Raw genomic sequence first — 19,669 nt, 5'->3', positions numbered from 1 at the left:
AATTTCTAGTGGATACTAGCATTACTTTTTGTCAATGAAAATACTTGGTGCTCTTTAACATTTCAGGAGAAGAATGTTGTTCTCGTTGAGTAGGAAGAGCAAGTACAAGTCGAAGCGATGATACTAATTCTTTACATGTAATGATACGATTAAATTGTAAAATGTATAAATTGAAAAAATGTTATTCATGAACTTTTAATTTTCAATTATTATATAGTATATTTGTTACCATAAATATTAATTGCTATACAGCCATGAAATCGAAATTTGAGAAACTTTTGAAAGGTATTTTTTTGACATCTATTGCATCCTTAGTTTCATCCAATGATGCTAATGCTATATCTTATGATCTTTCTAAAATAAGTAAAGATAATAATGATAATATTGAGCAAGGAAAGAAAAATGATCTTTCCCAAAAATATGTACTTAAAATTCATAATGATAATTCATATCTAATTGCAGGGCATAGAAGTCACCGTTCACATTCTTCACATAGATCTCATTCTTCACATAGATCAAGTAGTTATGGAAGTTATGGCGGTTCTTCTTCTTCAAGTTCTAGTTCTTCAACATATAAAACCAATACAACTACTTATTCAAAAACAACTTACTCACTGGGAGAAAGAACCCTTGTTAGTGGTGTTTCGGGTAAGGATGTAGCTGAGTTAGCGAATAAATTACTTAAAATAAGATACATTACAGAATCCGATATAGAAAAAAATTATTCAGGGGATGTCGTATATTCTACCAATTTGGAAAATGCAATCAAAAAGTTTCAGAATGATCATAATCAGGTTGTAGACGGTATTGTTGGTAAAAAAACAATTGAAACAATTAATAAGCGTATAGAACAAATAAATGATGAAACTGTAAATGTAAACTCTCGTAAATACAATTTAGGGGATCGCGTACTTAAAAAACAGATGCAGGGATACGATGTGACACAACTCAAGAATATTCTAATAGACAAAGGATATTTATCAGGAAATCTAATAAAAGGAAATTCTATCTTTGATGAAGAAACTGAAAAAGCTGTAATTAACTTTCAAAAAGCAATAGGAATAGATGCAGATGGCATTGTAGAAACTCAAACTGTTTATTTTTTGAAAAAATAATTATCGATTATGGTTAAAGCTGAAGTAAAATCTGAAAATAAGTTTTGTTTTACAATTGACACAAATATCTTTAGTGAATGTGTAATAACAAAAGCGTTGTATTGGTACGCAGACTCCTTTATTATTTACTGGGATAAAGTAAGTGACAGTATATACGAAATAACTCTTGAACCCAAATCCTCTGTAAAAACTTCTTACACGTTTGAACAGCTAACTAGTAAGTTCAATCAAGACTTAATAGATTACAAAAATAGAGATTTGATTATACATGAAACTAAAGACATTCGTAACATCTTATATGTAAAAGCTTTCGCTAACAATGATGATTTTGAGGATTTTAATATAGTATTAGAATGAAAAATCGCTATTGTTTATTACCATTTCAATTTGAAAAAATTGGAGAACAAGAATTACTAGTCAATGAGTTGGGGGATTTTATATTTGCTCCAATAGGTACTGTTGAAAGAATAATCAATCGTCAACTCAATAAACAAGAAGATATATACAAAGACTTAATTGTTAACTTTTTTATATCAGAACACCCCATACCTGAATTAATAGATAATATGGCGACAAGGCTGAGGACTAAAAAAGCCTTTCTCGATTCATTCACATCATTACATATTTTTGTTTTGACCTTGAGATGTAATCAAAATTGTATTTATTGTCAAGCATCTAGTAAAGAGAGTAGTGAGACTAAATATGATATGAGTGAAGAGTGTCTATTTAAAGCCATAGACTTAATGTTTCAAAGTCCATCACACTCTATCACAATGGAATTTCAAGGAGGTGAACCTTCTTTACCTTTTCTTCTACTACAAAAGGCTGTAGAAAGAGCAGTAGAATTAAATGAAAAGTACAAAAAGCAGATAACATATGTTCTATGTACAAACTCTGTAAATTTAACGGAAGAAATATTATGCCTGTGCAAAGAGTATAATATTCTTATTTCAACATCTTTGGATGGTCCAGCCTTTATACACAATCACAACAGAGGAAAAACTGATAGCTATAAGCGTGTAATAGAAGGCATAAGTAAAGCTAGAAATTATTTAGGAACAGATAGAGTCTCTGCATTAATGACCACATCGGAGTTGTCATTAAATTATCCTAAAGAAATTATCGATAATTATTTATCAAATGGTTTTAATAGTATATTTCTTCGTCCTCTAAATCCTTATGGCTTAGCTCTAAATAATACAAGTTGGGATTTGTATTTTGAGAATTTTGTAACCTTTTATAAATTGGCATTAAACTATATTATTGATATCAATATCCGAGGAGACTTTTTTGTAGAAGAGTTTACGGCTATATTATTGCGTAAGATGCTTACTCCCTTTACAACTGGATTTGTTGATTTGCAATCTCCTGCTGGTATAATAAATAGTGTTGTTGTTTATAATTATGATGGTTATGTCTATGCATCTGACGAATCAAGGATGTTAGCAGAGTATCATGATTATACATTCAGGCTAGGACATGTTACAGATAAGTATGAAAATCTATTTTATGGAAAAAAAGCTCAACAAATAGCCTTAATCGCGGGAACTGAGTTTATTGCAGGATGTGCTGATTGTGCTTTTCAATCTTATTGTGGTGCTGACCCAGTACGAAATTATTCTACCCAAAATGATATGTATGGCTTTCGTCCTACTTCCTCATTTTGTAAAAAGCATAAAACTATTATCACCTATCTGTTTTATTTGATTCAGAATGAGTATGATAGGGTTATGCCGATATTCAAACAATGGATTAATAAAAATGAAAATGGATTTTGATATAAATTCCAACGACAACTCATTATTTGTTACTTCTCAATGTAACAACAGGTGTTTAATGTGCGCACAGCCGCCATTGAATAGGGATGATATAGATTTCTTTTTTGAAAGGAATATAAGACTTATAGATAATGCTCCTAATGGTCTAACAGATATTGGAATCACTGGTGGGGAACCTACTTTACTACAAGAAAAATTAGTACATCTAATTAAATACATAGAACTTCGTTATCCAGATAGTTTGATACATATACTGACTAATGGAAGAGCATTCTCGGATATTCAATATACTAGAATGTTTGTTGAATTTTCTAATCTTTTGTTTGGTATTCCATTGCATTCAGATTTTTCGATAGAACATGATGCGATAACTCAAGTAAAAGATTCATATATAGAAACAATGAAGGGGTTATACAACCTTGCAAATATTGGAGCAGATATAGAACTACGAGTTGTTATCAATAAAATGAATTATCGAAGACTCCCACAACTGTCTGAATTTATTTGGAGAAATTTACCATTCGTCGCATCTATATCATTTATGGGATTGGAAGATACAGGATATTCTATTAAAAATCATAATAAAATTTGGATTGATCCGATTGATTATTTGGTGGAGATTGAAAAAGCAGTCATAAATTTAGCAGAGTGGAACCTGGATGTTTCTATTTTTAACATACCACTCTGCTTACTAAAGCCATCACTATACAAATTTGCAAAGAAATCTATTTCCGATTGGAAAGTAACTTATATAGATACATGCTCAACTTGTTCAAAGAAAAATGAGTGCTGCGGCCTTTTTTCAACATCAAAGATGCAAAGCCCTAATATCAAACCTATACTAATTTAGTATAGAGAATTTCTTATCTATTGTTTGAAGAATCAGAATTAGAATTTATATCCTTTTGACATTCTGTTAATTCATATACTCTTTCTTTGCTATATATAAAGGTAAAGGACAGTTCAAAAGCATTTATCCCCTCAATCCGAAGTTTAATAATGACGGATTGAGGGAATTTTCTTTTTGGTGCTGACATTTAGATAGTTGCAAATACAATCATTGCAATGTTTTAGAGTAGATGACAGAGATAGGACAAAACCAGCAGCAATCTGTTACAAGAAAATAAACTGTCCGGAAATACCTTCCAGCTTTCTGAAAGGTGTATTACCCCGTTTTATGCGATAATCACGAAGTAAATTTCCTAATATTTTGTAATGTTAAAAATTTCATTGTAATGATTAGTCCAGTTCATTGTGATAAGTGCATGGAGTCATTGTGATGACTTCCACAAGGTATTGTGATGATTGGGAAGAATCATTGTGATGAATCTGTGTAAGGGTAGGAATGAAGGTCGGAAATGAGGGTGGGAATAGGACTTTTCTTTCTGAAACATGCTTTTTTAGAGATAGTGCCGTTAGCTAAAACAGCGAAAATCGAACAATCTGCAAGCCCTGAATGTTTATCTTTATCTTTTTGATTAATAACGATAAAGAAGGAATAAGTTATGAGAAATAAAGATTTTTGCAGGCTGATGCTTGAGCAGGAAAAGCAGAAGCGTAGTAATGGGGATGAAAGCACGGCCGATTTGTATCGTGCTACCCGAAATCATTTTGCAGCATTCATTCGTGAGAGAGGAAAGAACGGGTTGCTGGGAGATGTGACGCAGGATGTTGTGCAGGAGTTTTTCTTGTACTTGAAGGGAAAGAAATTGCGTGTGAATTCGGTGAATAGTTATATTAGTAATCTACGGGCGATGTACAACCGTGCTTGCCGGGGGTGGAAAGGGCGACCTGAGGAACGGCCGTTCGAGGGGATGCAGTTGCAACGGGAGGAGACTGTTAAACGGGCGGTTCCGGTGGAAGTGATTAAGCAGATGGCTGCACTTGATCTGGAAGAAGAACCGGAGAAAAAGCTGGCGGTGGATATGGCCCTGTTTTCTTTTTTGGCTTGCGGTATGCCTTTTGCGGATATCGTTCGTCTAGGAGGGGAGAACCTGGTTGAAGAAGGAAAAGTGTTGTCGTATCGCCGGCAAAAAACAGGTGCACTGATCGAGATGGAAGTTTCGGAGCCTATGCAGTTACTGATTAATCGTTACAGGCGGGCGGATTCCAAATATCTTTTTCCTGTGTTACAGGAGGGAGCTACGCATGAACAGTATAAACAATGTCTGGCACAGGAAAATCAATATCTGGCAGATGTGCAGGTCTTATTGGGTTTATCTGCAAAGTTGACGACCTATGTTTTTCGCCATAGCTGGGCATCTGCGGCTTATCATCTGGGGATACCGATCGCTATCATCAGCCAAGCCCTGGGGCATTCTTCCGAGAAAATGACACGCATTTACTTGTCTGCTTTTGATGCAGGTAAGGTAGGAGAAGCAAATAAAAGGGTTTCTGAAGGTGTGAAGGAACTGATGGCTGCATAAATTATCCTTATTTATATAATAAGGTAATTTCCTCTCTTTTTGTTTCATATCCAAGCCTTTACAACTTGTGGATTTCGCAAAAGAGTTTGAATGCTCTGCAAACATAGGAAGAATCTTATGGAAAAACAAAGCTTTTGGGTAAAATCCTAAAAAAAACATATAGAATTTGTATTAATTAACCCAGTTCCCTGCTTGTGACCTTTAAATCATAATTTTCAAAGAATAAGACATAAGGCGGGTGAAGACTGCTGTCTTATTAATATCCGTTTGAAAAAAACTGTTCTCATTTTTACATGTTTTTACTCCACAAAATATTGAAATAAGACATCAATCCAAAATATCCCAGGGGCAAAATTCATTAAATCCCCCTCAAAACCGAGGTGCTTTTTATCTTTTCCCCTTATTATATAAATAAGGGGGCACCTTAGAAGTAAATCGGAAAATCAAAGACTGGTATTGATATAATATTATGTATAGGATAAAAGGATCACAAAGAAAAGCGTTCTGCCTGTTGTTATTTTTCAGCCTGGTTTGGCGGGAAGTGACTGCGCAGACAACGACCTATCATAAGGCGGAATCTTTTTTATTCTCTTTCAAAGAAAACTGCGACCTGTTCCTGGCTGATTACGGCGATAACGCTTACCAATTAGAGCGTATGGGGCAACTTCTGGATGCCTCCCGCAACCGTCTGCTGAAAGGAGACAGCCACCTCTTGATCGTTTCACATGTGGATGCTTATGGCTATGAAGAGGATGCAGTGGTGAACGAAGCTTCGCTGCGTGCCAGTCGTATCCGTGTCTATCTGAAAAACCGTTTCGATATCCCTCATGATTGTGTCGCTTTTTACATCGACCGTAGCGGCAGCTATCGCGATCAGATACATATATATAATGTATACCGTCCGCTTCCGTGGTTTGCCAACACCTCGATCTATTACAGTGAGAGCCGTTATCCGATAGCCGTAAAGGCAGCTATCGGTGAGTACGGCGCAATCCCTTATGTGGATTTGTACCGTCGTGGAGAAGCTGGTGGTTACGACCGCGAAGTCTATCGTATCGACGATCCTCTTTTCGACCGTACGGAATTGGAAGATTACCGGCTGGCATCGGTGACGGATACAGTACGCTATAGTAAATGGAAAGAAGAACAGGACGTTGCTTTAGCCACCACTGTAACAACCAGGGAAACAGTGCGGAGGGTAACAAAGCATAAAGAGACAATCGGAAAAACGGTTGCTTCTGCAGAAACCGGATTACAAGCAGAAATTAAAGAACAGAAGGAGAAAGGAGGTAAAAGACAGCTAACCGGGTCTGTAAGGATAGAAGAAATGTCTATGGAACAAAACCCTGTATATCTGGTCGGCGGGCCTGTCGATGGGGTATCGTTTCTCCCTGGCCGGAGGTTTGGGGATGGGGCTGAGTGTACGTGCCGGTTACCGTTCGGTCTTCGATGGGAAGAAATACCGTTATGACGCGCCGGATGACCGGAATTATTTGGAAACCCGTTTTGCCTCGACGGGATTTATGCTGGGACTTCGGATCAGTTTGTCGTACCGTTTTCAAATCAGATAGGAAGATGGAAAGGAATAAAAGAAATAAGAAATATCGTATAAAGCAACTGGTGGGTTGGATGATATATGCCGTATGGATTGTGGCGGTCTTATCCTGCGCATACCGTATGACGGACGAGGATTGGGAGAAGAACGGAAAAGTACGTTTACTGCTTCGTCGCCCTGACAGTGGTTGCCCGGAGAATACGACGTGGTATTTCTATCCGGAAGGTTTGGATAGTCCGATTATCCGTACGGGGGACGTTTCGGGGTATGAAGGTACGTTGCCTTCGGGTTGTTACCGGGTAGCTGTCTGTAACAGGGGGTGTACGGGGGGCACGCTTGAAATGGAGAAGGGTTATAAGGAAGCCTGCGGAAGGGCTCAGCGGCTTTCTTCCCTGAAATCTTCATCGGTGCAGATAGCCTGCCCAGGTAACCTTTACGGGGCGGGTTTAGACCTGATCGAGGTGGGTGGCAGAGAAGTCGTGGCAAAGGAATTGTCTGTGGTGAATCTTGTACGTACATTGGAAATGAATATAAAAGTCACAGGAAGGGATCAGGATGATGTCGTTCCGGCGGTCTTGTCGGGAAGGTTGACCGGTGTTTCGTCACGGGTTCATATACCTTCCGGCAAGCCGCTATTCGATACGCGGGCCTTTATGACGTTCGAGCCGGAAGAGACCGGACCTGGCATTTATACATCAACCTTGAACCTGTTTGGATTGTCTTCGGGTGAGGAAAGCTGTGAAATGGTCGACCTGATCCTAACGATGACACTGGCAGACGGAAAGGAAATCACTTCATCCACGGATATAACGAATGAGGTGAAAGAGGCATTCGCTGTCGGAATTACGACACATGTGATACTGGATCTGGTTGTCCGCTATGATGAAATGTCCGGTTTGACGATCACGCTGAAGGAGTGGAAACTGGGTAACGGCGGTTCGGGTGTGGTTACTCCTTGAAACGAAATGAAAACGATAGTAATAATAACGATAAAACACTGGTATAATATGGAAAGATGGAAATTATTTATTATGAGTCTGTCGGTGGCTATTCTGGTAGGAGGTTGCACCGACATGGAAGAGCCGGTGACGGATGGAGCGGCTAAAGTAATAGAGGTGAATGCCGGAATAGCTGAGGCTACCCGTGCGGTGATCGGCGGTGGTTATACGAATGACCTGGAAGTATCGTTTGCCCGTTTGGATAACCCCGGTGCAACGGGTGCTGCGTGGACCTCTATCGACGCAGTCCGTACAGGTGGTACGGGTAATATGGCGCTGACTTTTGAGCCGGAACAAATCTATCTGGCGGAAGAGAGAGAGTCTGTCCTGATTGGTTATTATCCCCGCAAGGAACCGAGCGGAACCGTCAACCCCACCAGTGTCACTTACACTATAACGGGCGACGAGGACATCATGGTGACAGGTGTGCAGACCGGTTCGCTGGTCGATAAGTTCGAGACTTTTACTTTCAGCCACCTGCTAACCCAGTTGCAGTTCAAGTGTGTTGGTTCAGCTGGTGCGATCAGCAGATGGACGGCGGTCGCTTCCATTAAAGTAAAAAATGTAGCCACGGGATTGAAGCTATCGCTGGATAAAACAAGCGGAGCTAAACTAACGGTCACGGGTACGGCCGACCAGACACTGACAGTTAAGAACTGTCCTTCTATGATCTCTGCTTTAGATGCCGAAACTCCGCCAACCGGTTATCTGCTGCTTTACCCGACGGCCAATATGGGAACGGAGAGTCTGCCTGTCTCTCTGGAAGTGAAAGGAACATATGATGGGAATGCGAAAACCCTGAATGTCACAGTCTCGAATATCGGTGAAGGAGTGAAAGCAGGCTATCCGCATCTGATCACGCTCACCTTTACGGAGGACGGTAAAATAGCGGTAGAATCCGGTATCGCCCCGTGGCTGCCGGGAAACGGCGGCAGTACAATAGTAACCCCCCGAGAATAACCATAGAGTCATGAACAACTTCATAGTAGCAGCATTCATATCCATCGCCATCCTTTGGGACCTTGCCGCCTGTTCGGACAGCAATCCTATACCGCCTCCGCTTCCGGAAACGGTAGTTTGCCTGGAAGGTGCGATCGGAGCGTCGACGCGCGGGATAATCGGCTCGGGCTATGAACAGGATCTGAAGGTTAGCTTTGCCCGTCAGGATGAATCGGCGGTTTCAATGGGTGCATACAGTGGGTGGGCTGTACACGAGGCTGTGCGTCAGGGTGGAAGGGGGAACCGCCCGATTGTATTTGCCCAGTCGCAGTCGTACCCGGCGGATGACCGTCATATCCGCCTGCACGGTTATTATCCGGCGAAGGGGGAGCCGACAACCGATGCAGGAACGGGCAAAGTAACCTTCTGCATAGACGGAACGACGGATATCATGGCAACGGGAATCCTCGAGGGAAACGGCTATGTTCCGGTGACGACCTGTACGTTCCGTCATTTGCTGACTCAGGTCCGCTTGGTCTGTTATAATGACCGAGCCGATGCATGGGGAACGATACAAACGATCGAAGCGGCAGATGTACATACCCTTCAGGAACTGGATTTGTCAGCGGAAACGCCCCGTCTGACGGATATATCCGTGGCGGAAGATATAAAGACCCTCCCGGTGCAGGATATTGCCGGTCTGCTAATCCCTCAGGTAGCGTCCGACGGATCGCCTCCTGAGGCACAAGGCTGTCTCCTTCTTCCGGCATTCCCGGTGGACGGGACAGCGGCTCATCTGCTCCATCTTCGGATTACGACAACGAAAGACGGCAATGGCAACCAGAAAGAAACCCTCTCCGATGTTTTCATCCGGATAGAGGGCGGTTTTCAAACCGGTAAAAGCCATATCGTCTCGCTCTTTTTCTCCGGAGCAGCCAACATACAAACCACGCATGTCAGTGTGGAAGCGTGGATGGAGGATGAACAAGGGGAGATGCCGATATGATAAAATACGAATGAATAAACAGGAAATAAAACTTTTAAAACGAATGAAAATGAAAACGATCACGACAAAGTGGGTCATGCTGATAGCCCTTGTGACAGCGGTAAGCTGCTCGGAAACAGAGACAGGAATAGAGCCGGAACCGGGTGGCGGTGACGGCCAGGTGGCACTGGGTATCAACCCGAACCTGAAAGTGGAAGCCGGAACGAGGACGGCAACGAAATCGGTGGTGAGCGGCAGTGCGATTACCTATACGGATTATAACACAGCTCCCGGTCTGGGAGTAGTGGTGACCAACTCGGATGCAACTGACTGGTATTCTTCCGATGCATCGAGTTCCGGCTATACCGGCCCTCATGTATGGTATATGGGAGATGCAAAAGGTGAGAACTGGATTTCGATTACCGAGAAAGGTCTTAGCTATGACCCCAAGAATGAAAAGCCTTATTATCTGAAAGAAACGGTAGGTAAGGTATATGCTTATTATCCGTATGATGTAAATGCACTGAGTAGCCTGCTAAGTATAAGCAATGAATCCGATCTTAAAATCCCGATCACAGTTATTGCTAGCGGAGAGATGGATGCTTCGGCAAATAATGCGAAGAAAATCTGGAATGCCACTTCATGGTCAGTTAACAAAAACAAGGGGGTAAGCCTGTCTTTAACAACCGAAAAAGACTACCTGTATTTTGATGGGACGGAGGGTGGCCGGAATGTAAACAACGGCCGTGCCAAAGGGCAGATACCTTTCGATCCGGAGAGTGGCCCGAATAATACCGATGCGAATAACCCCGGCTACCTGATCAACCTGGCCATGAAGCATGCCATGGCGATGGTATCTTTCCGTGTGTACGATGGTGGCAACTTGAGTGATAATGATGTGAATTTTACGAAGTTTGAAATCAAGAACCATCAAAACAGCTCCAATCTTTTTAAAACCGGAACCGGCAAGATGGCGTTGGCAGATGGCGCAATAAGCGATAATTCAACCACCGGAGCACTTAGCCGTACAATTACGAATTACGTCCTGATGAAGCAGATCAAGGAGGGAGAACAAAGCGACAAAGTATTTATCGGAGATAAAACTACGACCGGACAGGCCGTATCTAAAAAAGTCAGTGCAATCGTCTATCCGATAGCTGGTTTTGGCGATAATGAAATCGATGTAGTGATAACCCTCCAGGAGGGTGGTAATACGCCTGTCGAATATACGGTTACTCTGCCGGCTCATGAATGGACGGCGGGTTCCAACTGCATCGATACGTTCTCTGCCGGCCGTAATAAGTTGACAGTGATGGATGTAACTGTGGAAGACTGGGTGGAAGACGAACAACCGGATATTTCATTGTAATACATTAATAATAAAAAAGACAAATCCCATGAAACCATTCTTATACCGATTAGTACCTGTGTTTTTGTTACTGTGTACTGCGTGTACAGAGGCAGAGATCGTTTTGCCGGGGTCTGGTGGCGACGATCCGGAAGAGGGTGTTCCTTTTCGAGTGAAGAATCTGGGCATGTGGATGGAGGTAGAGTCGAGAAGTGTCGTAACGGGCGGCCCCGGGGAAACGAATAGGAACCCGAACCCGCTGACCGGGATAGGCATTTGCGTGACGAAACAGAATAGTAGTGGTACGGAGATTTTATACAACAACGCTGTCGGTAGCCAGCAGTTCGTATACAATCCGGCAGGGAGTCCTCCTCTCTGGGAACTGGCAGAAGGAGAGGAAACGCTTCTTTTGTATTCGGAGAAAGGGACAGTTTATGGCTATGCTCCGGCAGAAAAGAGTGTTTCGCTCGCAGGCATTCCGAAAGCTCTTTTAATGAATGGTGTAAAGGTGTTGGACGAGCAGAAGTTCTACTTTTCTGACGGTAACGCAACGGTAGATGCAGCAACGGATGTGCAATGGGAAACCGACCAGGAGGATTACCTTTATTGCACGGCTGCGGATCAGGTAGATCGTTGGCATCCGGAGGTTTCTTTGACGATGAATCATGCATTGGCAAAAGTGAGTTTCCGTGTACTGGAAGTTAATGCAGGTTCTTCTTTTGCCGGTTGTCGGGTGGCTAAAATCGTATTGAAAAGTAACGGAGGATTCAAAAAGTCTGCTGCCGCCCAATTGAGTCTGGTAACGGGTGAAACAACCGGAACAATAACGCCTGTCGATCTGCTGCAATTTACGGCTGGAGGTGATAAACGCGTGGTAGGAACCAGTACAGACGTAGCGTCGGAAGTCCCGGTACAGGCTTTTGGTCTGGTTATTCCTGTCAGCAATGTAGGTATCTCTCTGGAGCTGACACTCGATGACGGTCGTACGTTTAATATGGTTCCGGGAGCCGACAGTGACGTTCTCGGAACATTTACCGCCAGTTGGGAAAAAGGATACAACTACATCTATAATATCCGTATGTCGCCGCAAGGGATCGAGATAGCAGATGTGAAAGTGGCCGGTTGGAACGATGGCGGTTCAGTGGATATTCCTGTCGAATAATAAATGAGAAAATGAAACGGATGTTGACACGATTATTTTTGCCAGAACTCTTGTTGGCCGGACTGCTTACAGGATGTGCCTGCGGTATGGTAGAAGATATTGTACCGGAGGAAGCCCGGTTGGTAGAGGTCGGATTCGTTAAACCCGACCTGGGGATACCCGCTGTGCTGACGCGTGCAGAAGACACAGAAGTGCCGGCTCCGACTCCGTTGCCGGAAGGTTCAACTATACGGATTGTTGCTTATTACAGGAGTAGCATAGGGGTAGAGGCTTCTCCCGTTCCGTTTTCTACGACGACTCCCACCGTTGAAGCTACCTATAAGGTCATGGCCGACGGTTTGTTGGCACTTTGTTCGGTAGACGATACGGGAAAACCGGTCGATGGCAAAGCCGAAGGCATGGTTGTCAGGGGAGGAGTGTATGATTTTTATGCTGTTTCTCCGGCAAGGAAACTGACAAAAAGTGTTGATGGGACGTATAAGATAACAGATATTCCTCATAAAGAGGATGTAATGACATCTTTTGTCCGTGGCGTAACTATATCGGCAAGTTCGCGTCTGGTAACTTTGGCGACTTTCAGTCGTAAATGTGCATTAGTAGTATTCAATGTAGCTCCATCCAAAGAGAATGTGATCCCTTTCACCCGACTGTATGCAACCGGGTTGACCATAAGTAAAATATCCTCGTCCGGTGCAGCTCTTATAGTAGGTGAAGATACCGGTATTCCATGCACCGGTGGCGAAGCCGGAGATAAAACGGAAGTGGTATTTGCTTCGGAAGAATTTGAACCCGTGGAGCCTGATGCCGATAATCTGGGTTTGAACAAGACAAAAGGAATACTTCTTCCTAAAAATACGGAACCTTTTGATGTGGAGATCGAAGTACAGAGGGATGATAAAACGGCGACGTTGAAAGCAACGATCGATAAAAATATATCTTTCGATGAAGGTAAACGATATGTTTTCACCCTGGAGATGAAGAACAACGAAAGCTCCCTGTTCATGACAGTACTGGATTGGAAGGAGACAATCTTCTTTACAGATGCGAATGTAGGAGCTCCGGACGAACCCTATCCTGACCCGGATATCAATGAAGGAATAGGAACTTCGTTTGTTGTGGCAAGCTGGAAAGAAATTGTGTGGACTGATGGGGAAGTTGGCGGTGGTCAATAATTGCGGATATAAAATGACAATAGAATAAAACAGGATATAATGAAACAAATGAGTGAAATAAGGTACAAACATTGGATTCGCCTGTTTGGCTGTTTGGTTTTACTTTGGATAGTCGGTTGTACACAGGCAGACGTGGATGATGATATTCCTTTGCCTACGCTGAAAAAAGTGGATGCCGGTTTTAATCTGAATGTCCTGGCAAACCATATACCGGTAACCCGCAGCATACTGTTTACTGCCGATGGCACTATGGAATCGGATTCGATCGGTACTCGTGCAGCTACTCCGCTGGAAGAGGCACAGGAAAGTAAGATTGCCAGTGTCTGGGTGGGGCAATATGTTGGCGGTAAGCTTTTGTATGCTAAATATATTTCTTCATTAACAGGCAATACACTTAATATTAAATTGAAACATGATAGAGAAGGTTCAGAATCTCATGTGTGGTTCGTTACTAATATGGGTGACCAGGGAGAGATAGCAACCGAAACTGCCTTGAAAAAGTTGCTGTTGACGTATGTTTCGACCGAAACCGGATTACCCCAAAGTAATCTGTGTGGAATGACAGGGATGTGGAGCGGGATAGTACAAGAAGGGGGAGTAAAGGATATCAGGGTGAATTTATCCCGTATGGTGGCTAAGATATCGTTTACTTATTCGATCGCCGGAGAGGGGTTTACTTTTACTCCTAATACTGTGACATTGAACTCGGTTCCGCAGAAAATGCAGGTTGATGTGCCTGAAAACCAGTTGGTAGGTATGACATATACAGATTATACCGGAATAGCGGATAGAGGCGGTGCTACCATGTATTGGTATCTACCGGAGAATATGGCGGGTATTGTCAGTGATGGGAACGCAATCGACTCAGAAAAAAAGAAGATCGGTATGGGGGTGACAAATGCTACTTATATCGAATTGACGGGTACGGCTGTGCAGGGGGGAGTGACATATAACAATGTTGTATTCCGTTTTTATCCGGGTGATGGAATGAATAATTACAATATCGAGCGTAATTACCATTATGTAATGAAGGTGACGTTGGTCGGTATAGATATTTCCGATGAACGTATTACGGTAAATGAGATACCGCCAATAGAGGTCGATCCGGGAAAGATGCCGGCAGAGAAGGGGGGGATAAAAGAGGTGCAGATCACCGCCCGTCCGGGGCAGGCGTGGTCTTTCGATTTGGAAGAATGGTTGTTGGCAATGATAGGAGGTGTGGCTGCCGGAACTGGGGTAACAGTAAGCCATCAGGGGCCTGCTATGGTTACTTTCCAGTCGGTGTCTGCGAATCCGAAAGCCGAAGACAGGAGTGTGACTTTTTCTGTAAATGTGAACGGAGAGAATCAGGAGATAACCATTACGCAGGAAGGATCCGCCTTGTCTAAAGGGAGTGATGTTATCTCTTTAGGCGCGGCAGAGGGTTCGGAAGGGGCTTCTTCCTTTACTACTACAAAAGGTTTACCATGGCTGGCTGCCTTAAGCGGGGAGGATTGGTGGAGTTGGGCAGACGATAATCCGGCTTTTTCAGGAGATGAAGCATTCGGAAGTGAGCAGGCATTGAAAATAAAAGCGATAGCCAGTAACCCCTTGGCTTCGGAACGGAGTGGAAAGATAACAGTGAGTGCCGGTGCATCGATAGCTGAGATAGGCTATACTGGCTTGAAAGAGGAAATAGTGGTAAAGCAAGTAGGTTCCAAGGTAGAAGGTTCGAGCATGGAAGTAAATCCGGAAGCAGCTAATAATCAAACATCGTCGTTTGTTGCTACATCCGGCTTGGACTGGGTGGCAAAGGTAACGGAAGGTGACTGGATTACATTGGTTGGTGCGACCTCAGGTTCTCAAACAACGGGAAAAGCACAGAATGTGACTTTTAATATCGCTGTCAATCCCTCTTCTTCTGCGCGAAGCGGCGAGATAGTTGTTCGTGCCGGGGATGAAATCGGCGGACCAACCGGAACAATTAAGGTGAATCAGAAAGCCTCTGCACTGACAGTTTCTGCCAGTCCCACAACGTTGGCTGCAACAAAGGACGCTGCCGGAACACTCTCTTTTAAAGGAACTTCGGGATTATCTTTTTCTGTTACCAAGCCTGATTGGCTGACCCTGACCGGTACTATTCCGGAAACTACGAATGGAAATGACCAGAATCTGGGATATAAAACAAGCGAGGTGAATCTCAATAGCACAGACATTTTGGGCGATATAACAGTGACAGCAGGGAATATAGAAAAGAAAGTGGCAGTTAAACAATCGGGCTCCACATTTACGGTGTCTGAAACAGAACTGTCTTTAGAAAGGACTGCGACTTCTGGTAATGTAAAAGTAAAGGGAACCAACGGTCTACCCTGGACAGTCAGTCCGGCTGGCGGAATAAACGGTATCACTCCCTCGATCGACTCTTCTATCGCAAACGGTTCAGAGCTGATTTTAACATTTAATGCAACTGAAAATACGGGGAGTGTCCGTTCTGCAACATTTACTATTGCTGTAACCAATGGTGATCATTCAAAAACAGTAAAGGTTAATCAAGCAGCCGGTGGTGTTTCTGTAACAATTGATCCGAATTTGTTGGCCAGATATAAAGCAGCGTGTAGAAATACAACGCAATATCCTCCATTTAATTATGATGGTAATATTCTACTTCCGGATGGTTGTAGTTATGATGAAGGGGTAATGACCGGTTTTTATACTATACAGGTTCAAAAAGGACAAAAAGCGGAAGGTGCAACTTATGAAAATATGCAGACGTATTGCGCCAATCTGGATGAAGAAAATCTATCAGGGTGGCGTATTCCCACAGAAATAGAGTTATATGCTATATATGTAAATAAAGATATAGTCGTAAATTCAGTTTCTGATGTTAAACCATTCATTGAAGAGAGTGTTCTTGGTTACTGGAGTAGTACAGTTTGGTCTGGTGATAATACTCGTCGATGCAGGATTTATTTCGGCAATGGTGGTTTTGATTATGGTCCAATAACCTATAATGGTCGATATATTCGCTGTGTCCGAAACCTCTGAAATCATACCAGGTAAAGTTACAATGTAAGAGCATAGATATAATTTATCAAGAATCTAAAATAACATATTATGAACAAAGCAGATTTAGTAAACGAATTAGCAGAGAAAATGGGTATTTCGCAGAATCAATCCCGTAAGTTTATCAATACTTTTCAGGCAATACTGACAGAGAGGGTAAAAGAGGATGAAATAATACTTCAGGGTTTCGGCACTTTCAAGGCCTGGGAACAGGCTGAACGTACAGGCCGCAACCCCCGTACCGGTATTTCCTGTAAGATACCGGCCCGTAGGAGTGTGAAGTTTAAACCTGGGAAGTTTTTGCTTAGAGATTTGAACCTATCCAAATAGAGAGCAAAAGGGAGGCACAAGTGTTGACCATATAAAAATAGACTTTGTGTCTCCCTGCTTTTATTTTAGATTTCCCTCAATTATTTATTAATGCCTATTAGATACATCATGAAGAAACAAAACAAATTAGAAGCATTATTCCCAAATGGAAAAGTACCGGAAGTGAACGAGTTTAACCGTAGTCTTGATAAAATGTCGAAGGAAGGTCGTAACCATTTACGTGAAAAGATTTATAAAATTGCATTTACCGTATGGTCAACCTTGCCTAAAAAACACCAGAAGTTTATTGAAGAAGTAATCGTCCATGATCGGCAGTCATACGTTGATTTCATCATTGAAAAAACAGTGATGACCTGTCTCCGTTGCCCCCTTCGGTTTCCCGTCTTGTTTATCCGGATGCTCCATTTAACGGAAGTAGTAGAGCGTACTGCACAAACTTCAATAAATCATTTATCAATGTCTGTTCTTATCTGTTTCCAAATTTGCGGCAAGATCGGCACGCTTGCCGGACATATTAGTAAAGGGGGGATTACTAGTAGGGAGGTGTTGGTGTTGGCGGGGAAGGTGAGGGTGGGGGATTATTGCGGGGACTTGAATTAATAGTATTTTTCAATTCTACCGAATCTTGTTATTATTTTATTTTCTGATTCAATAGCAAAGTTAAGCCCCGAAACCTAATTTGAGTTTCGAGGCTGATTGTGTCAGCAAGGGTGGATAATCTAATGGTTCTTAGTTCTCTTCAAACGTAGATTCTTCCTCTATGGCTTTTATTTCATTCAAAAGCAGCGTTTGAAGCTCTTCTTTGGGTAGCAGAAGTTGATATTCAGCGACCCCGATTGGTTTGTTCACATCTTGTAAAGCTATCTCTACATCTAAATGGTCTCTATCAGCACAAAGGATAATACCTATTGATTGGTTTTCATTCTCACCACGTTCTAAGCGATCGAGAAGTGAAAGATACATATTCATTTTGCCGATGTATTCAGGTTTGAAGCCTCCAATTTTTAGTTCAATAGCTACGAGCGAACGTAATCCCCGATGAAAGAAGAGCATATCTACAAAATACTCCTTGTTGTTATATTCCAAGCGATATTGATTGCCCATAAAGGTAAACCCTCGACCTAATTCCAAAATGAATGACTTGATTTTGGTGACCAACCGTTTCTCCAACTCTAATTCTTTGATGGGCTCTGCTATTCCAAGAAACCCTAAATTATAAGAACTCCTGAATACCTCATTGGCATAATCTGCTTGCGCTTCGGGCAGTGCAATATCAAAGTTATTACTTTTGATTTGCGTTTGCCTGTTGGCATAGGTATTCATCTTTATGGCATTGAGCAACAAATCTTTTTTCCATCCTTTTTGAACTGCTTCTTGAGAATAAAAAAATATTTGCTCCAACGTGAGTTCTTTATCTATAAGTAATATTTATGCCCCCAAGGCAAAACTGCAACGCTGCGTTGCAGTTTTATATCAGCTTGATAATAAAGCTCATAATGCCGTTTCATGTACCATAAATTACGAGGCGACAACCCCATATCTGGAAACTGTTCTTTTAGGTCAATAGACAATCTATTAACTACACCACTACCATATCCACCTTCTAAATTTTTTTCAAAGAGCAACTTACCTATATTCCAATATGCAGAGTTTACAGTCATGTTTACCTGTCGGGCAATAGTGGCGCGAGCAGTCTGAATTTCTGCAACAGCTCGTTGCAGTATTTGAGCGTACTCACTATCGTTTATTGTCGCTATTTCTTTCGTCATGACTTATTCTTTTTTATACCAGTCTATTAGCTCTTTTATTTTAGGAGGAATGCCATCGTACCATTCTTCATCAAGCTCTATAATAGCATTCAAGCCGAACCTTTCGTAGTAGTCTTGTATTTTTCACCAATTGTGAAACTCTAGACACCATGAATAATATTCTTTTTCCATTACTTATAGTATAAACTCTATTTTAATAGTATGCTTTATAAAACCTAACTTTATTAGTCTCTCCTACTAATCGTTTTTATTGATTAATATATTGGAAAACATATCCTTGTTTACTTTTCTCTTCAATAAAGTATGATAAATAATTATAGTTATGCTCGAATTTAAGTATATTGATAAGTTCTCCCGCTGCGTGAGTAAAGCTAGTTTGATTAAATACAATCTTATTTTCACCTTCCTTTTTTACACTTATTATCTTATTTCCAAACTGTATTATAGCTATATTAAAAGGCGGAATAGTTGGGTATGTAATATTTAATGATGCATTTGAATGAATCAACCCCGCAGCTTCCAAAACAAGCATATCTGAAAATGTTATACCAAATTGGTCATATGAGTTTTCATTGTTTACCTTTAGGACTGAATGATTAAAAACAGACATCGATGCTAATTTTTCAAAAAGCTCAGCCTCTTTTTTATCCAAATTACTCAATAACTCTAATGCTCTAATACTCACATTACCAGGATTAGAAACCTCGTTTCCCAATATTTTCGCCCAGATTTCTTTTAACTCATCACTATTAATATCCTGAACTTTATTAAAGAATCTATTTTTCCAATCAAAATCAATAGGAGTATCTGAAACATTTTTTGATAAATATTTAATAGATCTATCCGCTACATCTTCAATATTCATTTGTCTATTTATTTCTTGTAATGCTATGCGTTTTTTTGTTCTTTCAATAATTTCATCGTCGGCATCAGGGCAACCGCACCAAAATTTCTATTAAAATATGTTTTGTGGCATAAATCATTAAAATATTTCAAAAAAAGTTGTGTAATTGGGGAATAAAGGTAATCTTGCAGAAAGAAAAGTCTTAA

General features: G+C 41.6%; 16 protein-coding genes and 1 pseudogene. 15 read left to right on the top strand and 2 right to left on the bottom strand.

From position 1 onward, the window contains the following. The first annotated feature begins 254 nt into the window (after nt 1-254). The 15 genes from NBH15_RS25775 to NBH15_RS25705 all read left to right on the top strand — a co-directional run bounded on the left by NBH15_RS25775 (nt 255) and on the right by NBH15_RS25705 (nt 17,450). The gene (locus tag NBH15_RS25775; protein WP_128134988.1) at nt 255-1,115 is read left to right on the top strand and encodes a peptidoglycan-binding domain-containing protein; all 861 of its coding nucleotides are present in this window, start codon (nt 255-257) and stop codon (nt 1,113-1,115) included. Nucleotides 1,116-1,124: 9 nt separating this feature from the next. Continuing rightward, the gene (hxsD, locus tag NBH15_RS25770) at nt 1,125-1,472 is read left to right on the top strand and encodes a His-Xaa-Ser system protein HxsD (RefSeq protein WP_128134989.1); all 348 of its coding nucleotides are present in this window, start codon (nt 1,125-1,127) and stop codon (nt 1,470-1,472) included. Further along, nucleotides 1,469-2,893 carry a His-Xaa-Ser system radical SAM maturase HxsB gene (gene hxsB / locus NBH15_RS25765; protein ID WP_250823928.1) on the top strand — a complete coding sequence of 475 codons (1,425 nt, stop codon included), beginning with the start codon at nt 1,469-1,471 and terminating at the stop codon, nt 2,891-2,893. Before hxsD ends, hxsB begins: the two co-directional genes overlap by 4 nt. Next, nucleotides 2,883-3,743 (top strand): His-Xaa-Ser system radical SAM maturase HxsC, encoded by an 861-nt coding sequence (gene hxsC, locus NBH15_RS25760; RefSeq protein WP_244051088.1) that lies wholly within the window; start codon nt 2,883-2,885, stop codon nt 3,741-3,743. The genes hxsB and hxsC overlap by 11 nt, the downstream gene beginning before the upstream one ends. Nucleotides 3,744-4,398: 655 nt before the next feature. Continuing rightward, nucleotides 4,399-5,319, top strand: coding sequence for a tyrosine-type recombinase/integrase (locus NBH15_RS25755; RefSeq protein WP_128134991.1), 921 nt, complete (start codon nt 4,399-4,401; stop codon nt 5,317-5,319). A 469-nt stretch (nt 5,320-5,788) separates the two neighbouring features. Further along, entirely contained in the window at nt 5,789-6,790 is a 1,002-nt protein-coding gene (locus NBH15_RS25750) for a hypothetical protein (RefSeq protein WP_233567414.1), read from the top strand. A gap of 104 nt (nt 6,791-6,894) precedes the next feature. Further along, entirely contained in the window at nt 6,895-7,833 is a 939-nt protein-coding gene (locus NBH15_RS25745; RefSeq protein ID WP_233567415.1) for a DUF5119 domain-containing protein, read from the top strand. A 48-nt stretch (nt 7,834-7,881) separates the two neighbouring features. Further along, nucleotides 7,882-8,832 carry a fimbrillin family protein gene (locus NBH15_RS25740; RefSeq protein WP_128134999.1) on the top strand — a complete coding sequence of 317 codons (951 nt, stop codon included), beginning with the start codon at nt 7,882-7,884 and terminating at the stop codon, nt 8,830-8,832. Between the two features lie 10 nt (nt 8,833-8,842). Then, a complete protein-coding gene (locus NBH15_RS25735; RefSeq protein ID WP_250823927.1) occupies nt 8,843-9,817 on the top strand; it encodes a fimbrillin family protein in 975 nt (324 codons plus the stop codon). A gap of 49 nt (nt 9,818-9,866) precedes the next feature. Then, nucleotides 9,867-11,165 carry a fimbrillin family protein gene (locus NBH15_RS25730; protein WP_250823926.1) on the top strand — a complete coding sequence of 433 codons (1,299 nt, stop codon included), beginning with the start codon at nt 9,867-9,869 and terminating at the stop codon, nt 11,163-11,165. A 28-nt stretch (nt 11,166-11,193) separates the two neighbouring features. Beyond that, nucleotides 11,194-12,306, top strand: a complete 1,113-nt coding sequence (locus tag NBH15_RS25725; RefSeq protein ID WP_128134992.1) for a fimbrillin family protein — start codon at nt 11,194-11,196, stop codon at nt 12,304-12,306. A gap of 11 nt (nt 12,307-12,317) precedes the next feature. Continuing rightward, a complete protein-coding gene (locus NBH15_RS25720; protein ID WP_244051085.1) occupies nt 12,318-13,478 on the top strand; it encodes a BF2992 family fimbrillin-A clan protein in 1,161 nt (386 codons plus the stop codon). Nucleotides 13,479-13,517: 39 nt separating this feature from the next. Then, nucleotides 13,518-16,502, top strand: coding sequence for a BACON domain-containing protein (locus NBH15_RS25715; protein WP_250823925.1), 2,985 nt, complete (start codon nt 13,518-13,520; stop codon nt 16,500-16,502). Nucleotides 16,503-16,571: 69 nt separating this feature from the next. Continuing rightward, nucleotides 16,572-16,850 (top strand): HU family DNA-binding protein, encoded by a 279-nt coding sequence (locus NBH15_RS25710; protein WP_128134995.1) that lies wholly within the window; start codon nt 16,572-16,574, stop codon nt 16,848-16,850. Nucleotides 16,851-16,958: 108 nt separating this feature from the next. After that, nucleotides 16,959-17,450 carry a hypothetical protein gene (locus NBH15_RS25705; RefSeq protein ID WP_250823924.1) on the top strand — a complete coding sequence of 164 codons (492 nt, stop codon included), beginning with the start codon at nt 16,959-16,961 and terminating at the stop codon, nt 17,448-17,450. Nucleotides 17,451-17,579: 129 nt separating this feature from the next. On the opposite strand, the pseudogene NBH15_RS29440 reads toward NBH15_RS25705, so the two are convergent. Both NBH15_RS29440 and NBH15_RS25690 read right to left on the bottom strand, forming a co-directional pair. Further along, nucleotides 17,580-18,619: pseudogene (locus NBH15_RS29440) on the bottom strand (PDDEXK nuclease domain-containing protein). A gap of 247 nt (nt 18,620-18,866) precedes the next feature. Next, nucleotides 18,867-19,532 (bottom strand): DUF2806 domain-containing protein, encoded by a 666-nt coding sequence (locus tag NBH15_RS25690; protein WP_303227850.1) that lies wholly within the window; start codon nt 19,530-19,532, stop codon nt 18,867-18,869. Nucleotides 19,533-19,669: the final 137 nt, after the last annotated feature.

This window comes from Parabacteroides caeci (assembly GCF_023656795.1).
Taxonomy (GTDB): domain Bacteria; phylum Bacteroidota; class Bacteroidia; order Bacteroidales; family Tannerellaceae; genus Parabacteroides; species Parabacteroides segnis.
The sequence above is the reverse complement of the archived record's forward strand: the minus strand, read 5'-3'. Positions and strand labels throughout refer to the sequence as shown.

Coding starts and splice junctions, on each gene's coding strand:
- NBH15_RS25735 (WP_250823927.1), top strand. CDS start 8,843: ATGAACAACTTCATAGTAGCAGCATTCATATCCATCGCCATCCTTTGG.
- NBH15_RS25750 (WP_233567414.1), top strand. CDS start 5,789: ATGTATAGGATAAAAGGATCACAAAGAAAAGCGTTCTGCCTGTTGTTA.
- hxsC (WP_244051088.1), top strand. CDS start 2,883: ATGGATTTTGATATAAATTCCAACGACAACTCATTATTTGTTACTTCT.
- NBH15_RS25725 (WP_128134992.1), top strand. CDS start 11,194: ATGAAACCATTCTTATACCGATTAGTACCTGTGTTTTTGTTACTGTGT.
- NBH15_RS25720 (WP_244051085.1), top strand. CDS start 12,318: ATGAAACGGATGTTGACACGATTATTTTTGCCAGAACTCTTGTTGGCC.
- NBH15_RS25730 (WP_250823926.1), top strand. CDS start 9,867: ATGAAAACGATCACGACAAAGTGGGTCATGCTGATAGCCCTTGTGACA.
- NBH15_RS25740 (WP_128134999.1), top strand. CDS start 7,882: ATGGAAAGATGGAAATTATTTATTATGAGTCTGTCGGTGGCTATTCTG.
- NBH15_RS25710 (WP_128134995.1), top strand. CDS start 16,572: ATGAACAAAGCAGATTTAGTAAACGAATTAGCAGAGAAAATGGGTATT.
- NBH15_RS25775 (WP_128134988.1), top strand. CDS start 255: ATGAAATCGAAATTTGAGAAACTTTTGAAAGGTATTTTTTTGACATCT.
- hxsD (WP_128134989.1), top strand. CDS start 1,125: ATGGTTAAAGCTGAAGTAAAATCTGAAAATAAGTTTTGTTTTACAATT.
- hxsB (WP_250823928.1), top strand. CDS start 1,469: ATGAAAAATCGCTATTGTTTATTACCATTTCAATTTGAAAAAATTGGA.
- NBH15_RS25745 (WP_233567415.1), top strand. CDS start 6,895: ATGGAAAGGAATAAAAGAAATAAGAAATATCGTATAAAGCAACTGGTG.
- NBH15_RS25715 (WP_250823925.1), top strand. CDS start 13,518: ATGAAACAAATGAGTGAAATAAGGTACAAACATTGGATTCGCCTGTTT.
- NBH15_RS25755 (WP_128134991.1), top strand. CDS start 4,399: ATGAGAAATAAAGATTTTTGCAGGCTGATGCTTGAGCAGGAAAAGCAG.
- NBH15_RS25705 (WP_250823924.1), top strand. CDS start 16,959: ATGAAGAAACAAAACAAATTAGAAGCATTATTCCCAAATGGAAAAGTA.